The 14,974-nt window shown below is 43.2% G+C and carries 13 protein-coding genes; all 13 read left to right on the forward strand.

The features are described 5' to 3' along the window. The first annotated feature begins 13 nt into the window (after nucleotides 1–13). Genes rsmH through ftsA form a run of 13 tightly spaced genes read left to right on the forward strand, consistent with a single transcriptional unit; the run spans nucleotide 14 to nucleotide 14,970 of the window. Complete coding sequence (gene rsmH, locus NH454_RS17155; protein WP_135923487.1) at nucleotides 14–949, forward strand: 16S rRNA (cytosine(1402)-N(4))-methyltransferase RsmH; 936 nt, start codon at nucleotides 14–16, stop codon at nucleotides 947–949. Beyond that, nucleotides 949–1,275, forward strand: coding sequence for a cell division protein FtsL (gene ftsL / locus NH454_RS17160; protein WP_135923488.1), 327 nt, complete (start codon nucleotides 949–951; stop codon nucleotides 1,273–1,275). Before rsmH ends, ftsL begins: the two co-directional genes overlap by 1 nt. Further along, on the forward strand, nucleotides 1,272–3,089 hold the full coding sequence (locus tag NH454_RS17165) for a penicillin-binding transpeptidase domain-containing protein (RefSeq protein ID WP_135923489.1): 1,818 nt from the start codon (nucleotides 1,272–1,274) through the stop codon (nucleotides 3,087–3,089). Before ftsL ends, NH454_RS17165 begins: the two co-directional genes overlap by 4 nt. Next, nucleotides 3,082–4,560, forward strand: a complete 1,479-nt coding sequence (murE, locus tag NH454_RS17170) for a UDP-N-acetylmuramoyl-L-alanyl-D-glutamate--2,6-diaminopimelate ligase (RefSeq protein WP_235382442.1) — start codon at nucleotides 3,082–3,084, stop codon at nucleotides 4,558–4,560. The genes NH454_RS17165 and murE overlap by 8 nt, the downstream gene beginning before the upstream one ends. Continuing rightward, nucleotides 4,557–5,945: a UDP-N-acetylmuramoyl-tripeptide--D-alanyl-D-alanine ligase gene (gene murF / locus NH454_RS17175; RefSeq protein WP_235382443.1), complete on the forward strand. Its 1,389-nt coding sequence runs from the start codon at nucleotides 4,557–4,559 to the stop codon at nucleotides 5,943–5,945. The genes murE and murF overlap by 4 nt, the downstream gene beginning before the upstream one ends. Then, nucleotides 5,939–7,021: a phospho-N-acetylmuramoyl-pentapeptide-transferase gene (mraY, locus tag NH454_RS17180; RefSeq protein ID WP_135923492.1), complete on the forward strand. Its 1,083-nt coding sequence runs from the start codon at nucleotides 5,939–5,941 to the stop codon at nucleotides 7,019–7,021. The genes murF and mraY overlap by 7 nt, the downstream gene beginning before the upstream one ends. Continuing rightward, the gene (gene murD, locus NH454_RS17185; RefSeq protein WP_253039752.1) at nucleotides 7,022–8,347 is read left to right on the forward strand and encodes a UDP-N-acetylmuramoyl-L-alanine--D-glutamate ligase; all 1,326 of its coding nucleotides are present in this window, start codon (nucleotides 7,022–7,024) and stop codon (nucleotides 8,345–8,347) included. It begins immediately after the preceding gene. After that, nucleotides 8,344–9,519: a cell division protein FtsW gene (gene ftsW / locus NH454_RS17190; RefSeq protein WP_135923494.1), complete on the forward strand. Its 1,176-nt coding sequence runs from the start codon at nucleotides 8,344–8,346 to the stop codon at nucleotides 9,517–9,519. Before murD ends, ftsW begins: the two co-directional genes overlap by 4 nt. Next, complete coding sequence (gene murG / locus NH454_RS17195) at nucleotides 9,516–10,589, forward strand: undecaprenyldiphospho-muramoylpentapeptide beta-N-acetylglucosaminyltransferase (RefSeq protein ID WP_253039754.1); 1,074 nt, start codon at nucleotides 9,516–9,518, stop codon at nucleotides 10,587–10,589. The genes ftsW and murG overlap by 4 nt, the downstream gene beginning before the upstream one ends. A 2-nt stretch (nucleotides 10,590–10,591) precedes the next feature. Next, nucleotides 10,592–12,043 carry a UDP-N-acetylmuramate--L-alanine ligase gene (gene murC, locus NH454_RS17200; RefSeq protein WP_135923496.1) on the forward strand — a complete coding sequence of 484 codons (1,452 nt, stop codon included), beginning with the start codon at nucleotides 10,592–10,594 and terminating at the stop codon, nucleotides 12,041–12,043. Then, nucleotides 12,040–12,960: a D-alanine--D-alanine ligase gene (locus tag NH454_RS17205; protein WP_253039756.1), complete on the forward strand. Its 921-nt coding sequence runs from the start codon at nucleotides 12,040–12,042 to the stop codon at nucleotides 12,958–12,960. Before murC ends, NH454_RS17205 begins: the two co-directional genes overlap by 4 nt. 1 nt (nucleotide 12,961) lies before the next feature. Continuing rightward, nucleotides 12,962–13,741, forward strand: a complete 780-nt coding sequence (locus tag NH454_RS17210; protein WP_135923498.1) for a cell division protein FtsQ/DivIB — start codon at nucleotides 12,962–12,964, stop codon at nucleotides 13,739–13,741. After that, complete coding sequence (ftsA, locus tag NH454_RS17215) at nucleotides 13,738–14,970, forward strand: cell division protein FtsA (RefSeq protein ID WP_036971185.1); 1,233 nt, start codon at nucleotides 13,738–13,740, stop codon at nucleotides 14,968–14,970. Before NH454_RS17210 ends, ftsA begins: the two co-directional genes overlap by 4 nt. Nucleotides 14,971–14,974: the final 4 nt, after the last annotated feature.

Genomic DNA, 14,974 nt, shown 5'->3' on the forward strand with positions numbered 1-14,974 from the left:
CAAAAAATAGCTAATGACAGCGCAATTTGAACATGTCTCTGTACTGATGGACGAAACCATAGACGCTTTGGATATTAAACCCGAAGGCATTTATATGGATGGCACGTTTGGTCGCGGCGGACATTCAGGACAAATTCTTGCGCGCTTAAACGAGCATGGTCGTTTACAAGCAATTGACCAAGATCCACAAGCTATTAAAGCTGCTGAAAAGTTTGCAGATGATGCACGTTTTTCGATTGCCCATACCCGTTTTTCCAACCTTAAAACAGTCGCTGAAGACAATGATTTAATTGGCAAAGTAGACGGAATTTTATTAGATATTGGCGTGTCATCACCGCAGCTAGATGATGCTGAGCGCGGCTTTAGCTTCATGAAAGATGGCCCGCTAGATATGCGTATGGACCCAACTAGCGGCCGCAGTGCAGCACAATGGCTAGCTGAAGCTGAACTTGAAGATATCACTCATGTCATTAAAACCTATGGTGAAGAAAAGTTTGGCCGCCGTATCGCTCATAAAATCATTGAGACCCGAGAGCATACTCCAATCACTAGTACAAAGCAGCTTGCTGATTTAGTTGATGAAGCTGTACCAGTAAAAGATAAATATAAACATCCAGCAACACGTACATTCCAAGCGATCCGAATTTATATCAACAGCGAGTTAGAAGAAATTCAAACGGCACTACAAGCTGCTGTTGAAGTGCTTAAGCCCGGTGGTCGATTAGTGGTTATTTCGTTTCACTCGTTAGAAGATCGCATTGTTAAGCAGTTTATTAAAAAACAGAGTAAGGGAGAGGCGATACCCAGAGGTCTGCCTTTAACTGATGCACAAATAAATAAAAACCTGACGTTAAAGGCAGTGGGTAAAGCCATTAAGCCAAGTAAGGCGGAAATTGATGCAAATCCTCGTTCACGCAGTTCTGTGTTAAGGGTTGCTAAGAGGTTGTAATGAAAGCAAAAGCGACGAATCGCCAACCTAATTTATTTGTTGAAGTGTTTAAAGGTCTTGCTGCTAATAAGCTGACCTTAGCCTTGTTGGTTGTGATTCTCGCGTCAAGTTTAAGTGTTGTGCAGGTGACGCATTTAGCGCGTCAGCAGTTGATAACACAAGATGAGTTATTGCAAGAACGTGATGAGCTTGATCTCGAGTGGCGTTACTTGCTTGTAGAAGAAGAGTTTTATTCGCAGCATGCGCGCATTGAAGAAATCGCGACCATGCAATTAGAAATGAAACGGCCGACTAGCCAAGACGAACAGGTGGTAGTACTGCAATGAGAAGCAGAGGGAAAAAGCCAACTAATACCTTGATCACATGGCGCTTTATGCTTGTGTGCTCTGTGCTGCTTTTAGTCTTTATGACACTGGTTGCACGTGCCGCATTTTTGCAGGTTATTGAGCCCGATAAAGCACGTTCTGAAAGCGATAAACGTACCGTTCGCGTTGAAAAACAACATGTACAGCGCGGAATGATCTTTGACCGTAACGGCAAAGAGCTTGCGGTGAGTGTGCCTGTTGTAAGTGTGTATGCTGATCCCAAGGCACTGCATAAATCATTAACGAGCAAGGTGCTGCGTCAAGCGCGTAAGAATGGTGAAGATCAAAATGCACTTGCTGAAAATACGGCTGAACTAAACAAGCGCATCGCTACTTATTATAACAATGACATTCGTTGGCGTGAGCTTGCGGATGTATTACGCATTGAACCAAGTAAAATCAACTCACGTCTTCGTGATAATCCAAAACGCCGTTTTGTTTATTTAAAACGTCAAGTAACACCTGCAGTTGCAAACTATATTGGTGATTTACGTTTACCGGGTATCCATCTGCTGGATGAGTCTAAACGTTACTATCCGGCAGGAGAAGTGACTGCACATGTGATTGGTTTCACAAATATCGATGGTCATGGTATCGAAGGTATTGAAAAATTATACGAAAAATCGTTAACCGGTGTTGAAGGACAAAGAACAATACGTAAAGACGCTCAAGGCCGAGAGGTCGAAGTGCTTGATGAGCGTGAACGTGTTGAACCAGAAAATATCCATTTAAGTATCGATCAACGTATTCAAGCGATTGCCTACAAGGCGATAAAATCGGCTGTGCTGACATATAAAGCGACCTCGGGCTCAGCTATGGTCGTGGATGTAAAAACAGGCGAAGTATTGGCTATGGTAAATAGCCCGTCGTTTAATCCTAATAATCTTAATGATGCTGCTCCACATAAGCGTCGAAATCGAGCAATTACTGATTTGTTTGAGCCAGGCTCAACTGTTAAGCCGCTAGCCATTTTAGCTGGTTTAGACTACGGCTCAATTCAACCGGATTCAATTGTTGATACTTACCCTGGCTGGATGCGTGTTGGTGGCAGCCTTGTCCAAGATACGCGTAACCATGGTGAAATGACATTAAGAGAAATCTTAAAATACTCAAGTAACATGGGTGTGACTAAAGTTAGCCAAGACTTACCAAAAGACTATTTTGTCGGGCTTTATCAAAAAGTCGGATTTGGTAGTGATAGTGGAACAGGCATGGTCGGTGAAAGTAGCGGCTTGTTTTACCCTAATCGTCGTTGGTCAGATCATGAAATAGCAGCATTATCATTTGGCTATAACTTAGCTGTGAGCACCGCACAAATGGCACGTTTTTATGCCATGTTAGGTTCTGGTGGCGTGATGCGTCCTCTTACTGTACTTAAGCAAGAGTCAGTGCCTGAAGGTGAGCGCATTTTTCAGCAAAAAGATGTTGAAGCCGTCGTCCATATGATGGAAAGCGTGTTCGAAAAAGGCGGCACGGCACAAAAAGTTCACGTCGATGGTTATCGCGCAGCTGGCAAAACAGGTACCTCTAAAAAAGCCGCTGTAGGTGGTTATGGTGATGAGTATGTCGGCTACTTTGCTGGTGTTGCACCGGCAAGCAATCCACGTTTAGCGGTAGTAGTATTGATCAATGAGCCGGGTGGAGATGTTTATTATGGCGGTGCGACGGCAGGCCCTGCATTTGCAGAGATTGTCTCCAATGCCTTAAGAATTTTAAACGTCGCACCGGATAAAGATGCGGTTGCGTACGTAGAAGGCAAAGATAACGATGCGTGATTTAAAACCAATTCTGAGTCAAATTGAAGTTGAGGCCACTAGTTTGCTGGTTAATCAACTACGTCTTGATAGCCGAGACGTAAAAACAGGCGATGTTTTTGTAGCTGTTAAAGGCCATCAACTTGATGGCGGACAATTTATAGATAAAGCCATAGAAAATGGCGCTGTAGCAATTATTGCTGATAGGTTATGCGAATTTGAAAGTGATTTTGAATCGCTTTACTTGGTCACAGACCTAGCGAAGAAACTACCTGCTTTAGCTGCTGCGTTTTATCATCAGCCATCAAAACAATTAGATCTGGTTGGCGTTACTGGAACAAATGGTAAATCAACCACAACTGCGATGATCGCGCATTTAGCACAGCAATGTCATAAATCAGCAGCGGTCGTGGGGACGCTTGGCTATGGGCATCCAGAGCAATTAACTCCATTAGTTAATACCACACCATCAAGTGTTGATTTGCAGCGAATTTTGTTTGAATTACATGAACAGCACACCGATGTTGTTGCAATGGAAGTTTCATCACATGGCCTTGTGCAACAGCGTGTTGACCATTGTCAGTTTAAAGCAGCCGTTTTTACTAATTTATCTCGCGACCATTTAGATTATCATGGCACTATGGATGCCTATGGTGATGCAAAGCTGATGTTGATGCGTGATCACAATCCTGAGATTGTGGTTCTCAATCAAGATGATACACAAGTTGAGCAGTGGTTAGAAAAATACGACTTTAACAACTTAATTTGCTACGGCCATAAAAACTTAGCACCAGAAGGTGCGCGCTATGTTTACTTTAGCGATGTTGTTTATAGCAACACCGGGATTTCGGCAACATTCGAAACAAGCTGGGGTCAAGCACAGGTGCAGTCTGCATTATTTGGTGAGTTTAACTTGTATAATCTGGCTGCGGCGATGGCCACTCTACTTGGTATGGGGTATCCGCTGGCACAGTTAGTTGCTGCCTGCAAAACACTGCAACCAGTGGCTGGTCGTATGCAAGCGTTTAGCGTACCAGGGCAGCCAACCTGTATTGTTGATTACGCGCATACACCCGATGCGTTGGCTTTAGCATTACAGGCTTTACAAAAGCATGTACCTGGAGGCGTAAGCTGTGTGTTTGGCTGTGGTGGTGACCGTGATAAAGGCAAGCGGCCAATGATGGCAAAAGCTGCTGAAGGCAACGCAGACCGTATTATTATTACTAGCGATAATCCGCGCAGTGAAGACCCTAATGCCATTATTGCTGATGTGGTGGCAGGTCTTGAGCATGCTGAAAAAGCCCATTGTGAAGCTGATCGCGCTAAAGCAATTAGTTATGCAATAGAGCAGGCCGGTGCTGATGATGTGGTTTTAATTGCCGGTAAAGGCCATGAAGATTATCAAATTATTGGCGATACACGAATCGACTTCTGCGATCGCCAATATGTACAACAACAATTAAAAGAAAAATCGCAAGGGGCGCAGTTATGATCCCTATGGATTTTGATTGGCTAGCAAAAGTTCTAGCAACTGATTACCAAGGTGGTAATCAAACGGTAAAAAATATTAACACCGACACCCGTACTCTGTGCGAGGGTGAAGTGTTTTTAGCGCTACAAGGGCCTAACTTTGATGGTCATAAATTTGTTGCGCAAGCAAAAGAGAAAGGGGCGATTGCAGCTATTGTAGCGCGTCCTGTTAATGTTGATATTGTGCAGTTTGTGGTGAGTGACACACGTATAGCGCTAGGCCAAATTGGCGCAGCTGTGATGTCACAGGTTGCACCAAAAACAATCGCAATTACAGGTAGTGTGGGTAAAACCACTGTAAAAGAAATGTGCGCGGCGATTTTATCAGGTCATGGTGAAGTACTGGCAACCAAAGGCAACTTTAATAATGACATTGGTGTACCTCTGACCTTGTTACGCCTTGAGCCACAGCATCAATACGCGGTAATTGAATTAGGCGCCAATCACATTGGTGAAATAGCTTACACAGTCGCGATGACTAAACCTGATGTTGCTGTGGTTTGTAATGTGGCTGAATCTCATTTGGAGGGATTTGGATCATTACAAGGTGTGGCTACTGCAAAAGGCGAAATCTACGACGGCCTAAAACCTGACGGTGTTGCAATCGTTAACAGCGATAGTGATTTTGCAGATTACTGGCTCGAAAAACTAACTGATCGCAATGTAAAACTTTTTTCTACTCAGCAAAAACTAGATTACTGGGCAGAAGATGTGGTGCTTGACGAGCAAGCGCGTGCGTCTTTTGTGCTTTGCAGTAAACAGCAAAAAGTTCCTGTTACTCTCGCATTACCGGGCAAACATAATATTGCTAATGCATTAATAGCGACAGCATTAACCACTGAGCTGGGTGTAAGCCTAGAAAGTGTTGCTAAGGCATTGGCTGGCATGGGAGAAGTCAAAGGTCGTGTCAATGTACTTAAAGTATCAGACACTCTAACCGTAATTGATGATACTTATAATGCCAATGTGCAGTCAGTAAAAGCGGCGATTGATTTATTAAGCGACATGCCGGGACGTCGAATTTTTGCGTTAGGTGATATGGGCGAACTTGGCGAAGAAGCCCGCTTTTATCATCAGCAAGTAGGCGAATATGCAAAACAAAAAGGCATTGATGAGCTATACAGCCTAGGCGTATTAAGCAAGTCGGCCAGTGATGTATTTGAAAAACCAAATCGTCACTTCTCGAACCGTGAACAACTATTACAACAATTACAAAGTGTGCTTACTGAATCTCAGCAAAAGACCACCCTTGTAGTAAAAGGATCGCGCAGTTCTCGTATGGAACTAGTGGTAGCAGATTTAGTTAATAGCCAGCAAGATGGCAACAATGGAGTATCGTCATGTTAGTTTGGCTGGCAGAGTATTTAACACAATATTATAGTGGCTTTAATGTTTTTTCTTACCTTACGCTGCGTGCGATTTTAGGTATTTTAACTGCGCTGCTTATCTCTCTTTATTTTGGTCCTAAGCTTATTCGTGGCCTACAAAAAATGCAAATTGGTCAGGTGGTACGTCACGACGGCCCCGAATCTCACCTATCTAAAAAAGGCACGCCTACCATGGGTGGTATTTTGATTTTAGGGGCGATTTTTACCAGTACATTACTGTGGGCTGACCTTTCAAACAAATATGTATGGGCAACCTTATTTGTGGTGGGGTCATTAGGTGTAGTTGGCTTTATTGATGACTACCGTAAAGTGATCCGCAAAGACCCTAAAGGCCTAATTGCGAAGTGGAAATACTTTTGGCAATCAGTGATTGCATTAGTGGTTGCCAGTGCACTTTATTTTACTTCGCAACAAGGCAGTGAAACCTCGTTAGTTGTGCCGTTTTTTAAAGATGTGTTACCACAGCTTGGGCTGTTTTATATCGTGATGACCTATTTTGTAATTGTAGGTACTTCGAATGCGGTAAACCTAACGGATGGCCTTGATGGCTTAGCAATTGTACCAACCATTTTGGTTGCTGCGGCGCTTGCTATTATTGCTTACTTAACCGGTAACGTTAACTTCTCAAGCTACTTACATATTCCGCATTTGCCATTAGCAAGCGAACTTGTGGTTGTATGTACTGCCATAGTTGGCGCAGGACTAGGTTTCTTGTGGTTTAACACTTACCCAGCACAGGTATTTATGGGTGATGTAGGCTCATTAGCACTCGGTGGTGCACTGGGTATTATTGCGGTGCTTGTGCGTCAAGAACTGGTACTTATCATCATGGGTGGTGTGTTTGTAATGGAAGCATTATCGGTGATTTTACAAGTAGGCTCTTATAAATTACGTGGTCAACGTATTTTTAGAATGGCGCCTATTCACCATCATTATGAATTAAAGGGTTGGCCTGAGCCGCGCGTAATTGTGCGCTTTTGGATTATTTCAATCGTGCTAGTTCTGGCTGGCCTTGCGACATTAAAGATCAGGTAAATGACAGTTATTAACGAGATAAAAAACAAACAAATCTCAGTGCTCGGACTCGGTGTAACCGGTCTGGGCATTGTGCGTTTTTTATTGTCTCAGAATATTAAGCCAATTGTTGTTGATAGCCGCATGGCGCCTCCGGGTGCGGATTGGCTAAACGAGCATGCCAGCGAGTTAACTACGTTCTTTGGTGATTTAGAACAGGCAGACTTAGCCAGCAATGACATTATTATCATCAGCCCAGGTCTAAGCCTTGCTACACCGGCTGTTGCAAAGGCCATTGCTGCGGGCGTTGAAGTGATTGGTGACGTTGAGCTTTTTGCCCGTTTAACCGATAAACCAATTGTTGCAGTAACAGGCTCGAATGGTAAGTCGACAGTAGTTACCTTGGCGTTTGAAGTACTGAAAGCCGCTGGTTATAAAGTAGGGCTTGGCGGTAATATTGGCACAGCAGTACTTGATTTATTGTCGCAAGATTACGACGTTTATGTACTTGAGCTATCGAGTTTTCAGCTTGATACCACGCACAGCTTAAAAGCAAAAAGTGCCTGTGTATTGAATGTTAGCGAAGATCACCTTGATCGCTACCCAAGTTACCAAGCATACATTGACTCAAAGCAAAGTATTTTTAACGGCTCAGAGCTTGCTGTTGTGAATGCCATTGATGTGGCAACCCATACAGCAAAGCAACCACAAGTAAGCTTTGCACTTGCAAATGCAGACTTTGCCTTAATAGAGCATCAAGGTGAGACGTACTTTGCAGCACAAGGTAAACCTGTGTTACCTGCAAGCTGTTTGAAAGTTGTTGGCTCACACAATCAACAAAATGCACTAGCAGTTATGGCGCTACTAAGCCCGTTTAGCATTTCTACAGAGCATTATCAGCAAGCGTTTAGTACGTTTACTGGGCTTGCACACCGTTGTCAGTTTGTCGCTGAAATTAATGAAGTGAAATACTTTAATGATTCAAAAGCGACCAACGTTGGCGCAACCATCGCTGCTATTGAAAGCTTAGCTGATCAAGCAAAGCAATTAGTTGTGATTGCTGGCGGTGATGCAAAAGGGGCTGATTTAGATGCCTTGAAACCCTATTTGAATGACAAAGTGAAAGCTCTTATTTGTTTTGGTAAAGATGCTAAAGCACTGGTGTCATTAACTGAAAAAGGTCATTTAACCACGAATATGCATGAAGCTGTGCAATTGGCAAAGCAGTTAAGTAGTAGCGGTGACATCGTATTGCTTGCTCCTGCGTGCGCCAGCATTGATATGTATAACAACTATATGCAACGTGGTGATGACTTTGCGCAGTGCGTATTGGCGGAGGCAATATGATCGCATTTGCCGACATTCGTGAAGCATTAACCCCTAAGCAATCGCCACAGCTTTATGATGTGCCGTTGTTGTATTGTATGTTGATGTTGATAGGTGTTGGTTTTGTGATGGTTACAAGTGCCTCAATGCCAACCGCAGAGCGATTATTTGATAATCCGTATCACATTATTATTCGCCATAGCATGTTTTTAATCATGGGCTTTTTTCTATTTTGGATTGCCACAAGTGTGCCTATGGACTGGTGGAAACGCAGTAATGCCTATTTATTGTTATTGGGTTTAGGTTTACTGGTGTTGGTACTTATAGTTGGCCGCGAAGTGAATGGTGCAAAACGTTGGATCCCCATAGGCCCTGTAGGTTTTCAGGTGGCAGAAGCCGCTAAGTTGTTCTTTTTTAGTTATATTGCCGGCTATTTAGTTCGTAAGCGCGAAGAAGTACAAGAAAACCTAAAAGGTTTTTTTAAGCCACTCGTTGTCTTTGGTGTTTATGCATTGCTTATTTTAATGCAACCAGATTTAGGTACTGTTGTTGTACTTTTTGTTACCACTGTCGGTTTATTATTTTTAGCCGGTGCTAAGTTATGGCAGTTTTTTGGACTGATCTTAACGGGCATTGCAGCCATTGTGGTGCTAATTATCGCTGAACCATACCGTATGGCCCGTGTAACTGGCTTTTTAGAGCCATGGGAAGATCCGTTTGGTAAAGGGTATCAGTTAGTACAATCACTAATGGCCTACAGTCAAGGCGGTTGGTTTGGCCAAGGCTTGGGGAATAGCGTACAAAAACTGCAATATCTACCAGAGGCGCATAATGACTTCATCTTTGCCGTAATTGGTGAAGAGCTTGGCTTTTTTGGTGTACTGAGCATTTTGATAGTACTAGGTGTATTCGTATTTAGAGCCTTGCTAATTGGTCAAAAAGCCTTGAAGTGTGGCAAAGAGTACGAAGGCTATTTTGCCTTTGCAATAGGCATCTGGTTTGCGTTTCAAACCATGGTTAATGTTGGCGCAAGTGCCGGAATATTACCTACAAAAGGCTTAACATTACCGTTTATTTCTTACGGTGGTTCTAGTTTATTAATTATGACCATAGCAACAGGTGTACTTTTGCGGATCGATTTTGAAACAAAAATGGCGACTAAGCAGGCAACCTCACGCGGAGGTAAACGATGAGTAAAAAGTTACTTGTTGTTGCAGGCGGAACTGGCGGACATATTTTTCCGGGTATTGCCGTCGCTGATTTTTTAAAGCAGCAAGGCTGGCAGGTCAGCTGGATTGGCACGCCTGACAGAATGGAAGCGACAGTGGTACCTAAGCACCACATTGATATTGACTTCATTAATGTCAAAGGGGTTCGTGGTAACGGTATTAAACGCTTGATTAAAGCCCCGTTTATGGTGATGAATGCTATTTTTCAAGCGCGTAAAATTTTAAAAGCACAAAAGCCTGATGTGGTGCTTGCTATGGGTGGTTATGTGACCGGACCTACTGGAATTGCAGCTAAAAGCTTAGGCATTCCTTTGGTTATTCATGAGCAGAATGCAGTTGCAGGCATGAGTAACCGCTGGTTAGCAAAGTTTGCCAATAAAGTGCTTGCCGCTTTTCCATCTGCTTTTACAAAAGAACACTGTGAAGTGGTGGGTAATCCGGTCAGAGCAAGTGTTGCAAATGTTACTGCTAAACAGACGACTACGCCGATTAATGTGCTTGTGGTGGGTGGTTCGTTGGGCGCGCAGGTACTCAATGAGACTTTACCTGCTGTATTCAGTGAACTTTCAGCGCTAACAACGCTTAATATATGGCACCAAACGGGTAAAAATAATGAACCGAATGTGACTGCCAGCTATCAACAGTTAGGACTAGCTGAAAATAGCAAAGTTGCTGAATTCATTGATGATATGGATAGTGCATATCAGTGGGCCGATTTGGTAATTTGCCGCGCTGGTGCGCTAACGGTTAGTGAGATTGCCGCAGCGGGTCGAATGGCGTTATTTGTGCCTTTTCCACATGCAGTGGATGACCACCAAACGGCCAATGCAAAGTATTTAGTGACTGAGCAAGCCGCGCTGATTATGCAGCAAAGTGAGTTTAATAAAACAGCGGTTGTTGAATTATTAACACCGTATGTAAACGCACCAGAGAAAATTTCAACAATGGCAAGTAAAGCAAAACAGCTTGCTATTTTAGATGCCACAGCCAATGTTGCCAAACGCTGTGAGCAACTAGCAGATAGAAGAGATTAGTAGTGAAAGAAAGCACGAAGAAAGAAAACAACACTCGTCCTGCGATGCGTCGTATCGACACCATCCACTTTGTTGGTATTGGTGGTGCAGGCATGGGTGGAATTGCCGAAGTACTTGCTTTTGAAGGCTACCGCATCACAGGTTCTGACATTGCGCACAGTGCGATGACTGAACGCTTAATTCAAGTGGGTGCAGAAGTATTTATTGGTCATGACGAAAACAACGTAAAAGATGCCAGTGTTGTGGTGGTATCAAGTGCTATTAATGAGCAAAACCCTGAGATTAAAGCAGCTAAAGCGGCGCGAATTCCTATTGTTCGCCGCGCAGAAATGCTTGCTGAATTAATGCGTTTTCGCCACGGTATCGCAGTGGCCGGCACCCATGGTAAAACCACAACAACCAGTTTAATTGCCAGCATTTATGCTCAAGCCGGTCTTGATCCAACCTTTATTATTGGTGGCTTGTTAAACAGTGCTGGTAGTAATGCCAAGGTCGGTAAAAGCGATTTCTTAATTGCAGAAGCTGATGAGAGTGATGCGTCATTCTTACATTTACAGCCTATGGTTTCGGTGATCACAAACATTGAAGAAGATCACATGGATACTTACGGCGGCAGCTTAGAAAAAATGAAAGACACCTATGTTGATTTCATTCATAACTTACCGTTTTATGGTTTAGCTGTCGTGTGTATTGACTCTGAAGTTGCGGCAGAGCTTATTCCGCGTTTTGGGCGCCCTGTTATTACCTATGGTGAATCGGCTGAAGCTGATTATCGCATGCTTGATTTTAGTCAAACTGCGAATACTTGTTCATTTAACGTAGTAAATAAACAAGGCGAAAGCTTAGCTGTAACGCTTAATATGCCTGGTAAGCACAATGCACTTAACGCGACAGCGGCGATTGCAGTGGCAAAAGATCAAAACATTGCTAACCACGCGATTTTAGAAGCGTTAACAAAGTTTGAAGGGGTAGGCCGTCGTTTTCAGCATTACGGTACCTTTGAAAATGAGCGTGGCAGCGTGATGCTAGTTGATGACTATGGACACCATCCATCAGAAGTAGCAGCAACGATTGCAGCGGTTCGTGAGGGCTGGCCAGATAAACGTTTAGTGATGGTTTATCAGCCTCACCGTTATAGCCGTACTCGTGATTTATACGAGGAGTTTGTCAAAGTACTGGCTGACGTTGATCAGTTATTACTGTTAGATGTGTATTCAGCAGGTGAAGAGCCTATTGTGGGAGCTGATAGTAAGAGTTTATGCCGTAGTTTACGCCAACGAGGTAAAGAGCCATTACATATCGCTAGCAGCTCTGAGCTTGCGGGTGTTCTTGCAGATACCCTGCAAGATAATGATTTAGTTTTAACACAAGGCGCTGGTAACATAGGCCAGTTAGTGAAAAAGTTAGCAGCAACCAACTTGTCAGTTGAACAACTAAAGCAGGTAAATATATGAGCCAGTTAAGCGACAAATTTGGCAAAGTAGCGGTACTTTTTGGTGGCACATCTGCCGAACGAGATGTCTCGCTAAAATCAGGCCAAGCCGTATTGAACGCTTTGCAAAGCGTTGGCGTTGACGCCATTGCTTTTGATCCAAAAGATAACTCATTATGGCAATTAAAGGATTTAAATATAGAGCGCGTATTTATTGCGCTTCATGGTCGTGGTGGTGAAGATGGCACGATTCAGGGCGCTCTTGAATTTATGGGTATTCCGTATACCGGTAGTGACGTTCTTGGCTCTGCGCTTGCGATGGACAAAGTTCGCTGTAAGCACTTGTTTAAAGCAATGGGCCTGAGCACTGCACCATATACTGTTGTTGATAGCCGTAATGAATTTGATAGCCAAGCAATTATTAATGAATTTGGCAAAGTGATGGTAAAACCGTCACATGAAGGCTCAAGCATTGGTATGGCAGAAGCAAGCAGTGCAGAACAACTAGATGCCGCTTTAAACGCTGCATTTAAGTTTGATAGTCAAGTGCTGGTAGAGCAGTGGATCACAGGGCGTGAATTTACTGTAGCGGTACTTGGTCAAGATGTTCAGCCTGTTATTGAGATGACCACGCCAAATGGTTTTTATGACTACCAAGCTAAGTATCAATCGAACACAACTCAGTATCATTGCCCAGCTGATTTATCAGTAAAAGAGACTGAGTTATTGCAAGATATGGCATTAAAAGCATTTGATTTAGTCGGTGCAAGTGGTTGGGGCCGTGTTGATGCAATGCGTGATCAGCAAGGTAACTTCTATTTATTAGAGGTTAATACTGTGCCAGGAATGACAGAAAAGTCGTTAGTACCTATGGCGGCAAAAGCAAACGGTGCTAGCTTTGAACAATTAGTGGTTCGCATTTTGGAGCAAACGCTTTAATATGCATCCGGTTTTAGAAAAAGCAAAGCAGTTAAAACAACAACTTAATTGGTCGTTGATATTTGGTGTGAGCTTTTTTTTAGTCGTGGTTTTTGGTCTAGTAAAAATCACGACAGGTGTGTCTGACTGGTTAGTTGAAAATAAAGATGCGCAAATAAAGCATTTATCGGTATTAGGACAACCCAAATATACAGATGAAAAAGCGATTATTGGCGCAATAAAAAAAGCGGATTTATCGAGTTTTTTTGAATTAGACGTGAAACATGTGCAACGCTTGGTACAAAGCTTACCTTGGGTCGCGACAGCTTCAGTAAGAAAGCAATGGCCAGATACTCTGCAAGTATACGTAGTAGAGCATCAAGCAGTTGCGCACTGGAACAGTGGAGCGCTTTTAAATCAATCAGGTGAGGTATTTGAAGCAACTAGCGATAAGCTACCTGATACACTTCCTCAGCTTTATGGCCCAGAGGGAAGTGAAATTGAAGCTTGGACAGCATTTCGTCAATTTCAAGAAATGCTTAAGGTCAATAATTTAGAGCTGACAAGTTTAGCGCTTTCAGAGCGCTTTTCATGGCAGTTATGGCTTGATAACGGCATTCGCCTGAATTTAGGTCGTAAAGAAAAAGCAAAGCGTGTACAGCGTTTTATTGATGTGTATCCGCGCATGGAACAACGTGCAGATGCACAAATTGATGTTGTTGATTTACGGTACGATACCGGTCTTGCAGTGAGCTGGAAGCCACTTCAAGAAGAGCAATTAGAAAATAAGAGTAAGGCATGACTAAGTCAGCAGAAAGAAACCTAGTGATTGGATTAGACGTTGGCACATCAAAAGTAGTAGCCACCGTTGGTGAGATCACCGCAGATAATAAACTCAGTATTGTGGGTGTTGGCAGCCAAGTATCGCATGGTATGGATAAAGGCGGCGTTAACGACCTTAACCTTGTTTCTGAATCGATTCGTCGTGCTATTGACGAAGCGGAGTTGATGGCTGATTGCCGTATCAGCTCTGTTTACTTAGGTATATCTGGTAAACATATTCAATGTCAGAATGAAAGCGGTGTGGTTGCAATCAATAACACTGAAGTGACTGATGAAGACATCGAGAATGTAATTCATATCGCGCGTTCAGTGCCTATTTCGGCTGAACGCAAAATGTTACATGCTCTGCCACAAGAATACAGCATCGACATGCAAGAGGGGATTAAAAACCCATTAGGTATGAGCGGTGTACGTATGGAAGCCCGTGCACACATTATTACTTGCTCGAACGATATGGCAAAGAATATTGAAAAGTGTGTTGAACGTTGTGGCCTTGAAGTCGATCAGTTGATCTTTACGGCTCTGGCATCATGTTACTCAGTACTAACGGATGATGAAAAAGAGTTAGGTGTCGCTGTATTAGATATTGGTGGTGGTACAATGGACATCACTATTTATATCAATGGTGCGCTGCGTCATTCGGCTGTTATTCCGGTTGCTGGTAACCAAGTGACTGGTGATATTGCAAAAATATTTAGAACACCTATATCACATGCAGAGTCACTCAAAGTACAATACGCATGTGCAAGCAGCCAAATGGCAAGCAATGAAGACACTATTGAAGTACCAAGTGTAGGTGGACGTCCAGCGCGAATCATGTCGCGTCATACTTTATCTGAGGTTGTTGAACCTCGTTTTAGAGAATTATTTGAGTTGGCGATGGAAGAAATACGCCGCTCAGGTTTAGAAGACCAGATTGCTGCAGGTCTCGTCATTACAGGCGGAACAGCAAAAATGACTGGCGCAATGGAAGTGGCAGAAGACATTTTCCAAATGCCGGTCAGAATTGGCAAACCAATCGGGATTGTTGGTTTGACAGATTATGTAGATGATCCTTCGTACGCGACCGCGGTTGGTTTGTTACAATATGGCCGTACAATGCAATCGATGAATGCACAAAAGTCGAAAGCGGAAGGTGATAATAATTGGTGGAACCGTATTACTAAATGGTTCCAAGGTGAGTTTTAAGACT

Source organism: Pseudoalteromonas sp. Ps84H-4 (assembly GCF_024124645.1).
GTDB classification, from domain to species: Bacteria; Pseudomonadota; Gammaproteobacteria; order Enterobacterales; family Alteromonadaceae; genus Pseudoalteromonas; species Pseudoalteromonas lipolytica_C.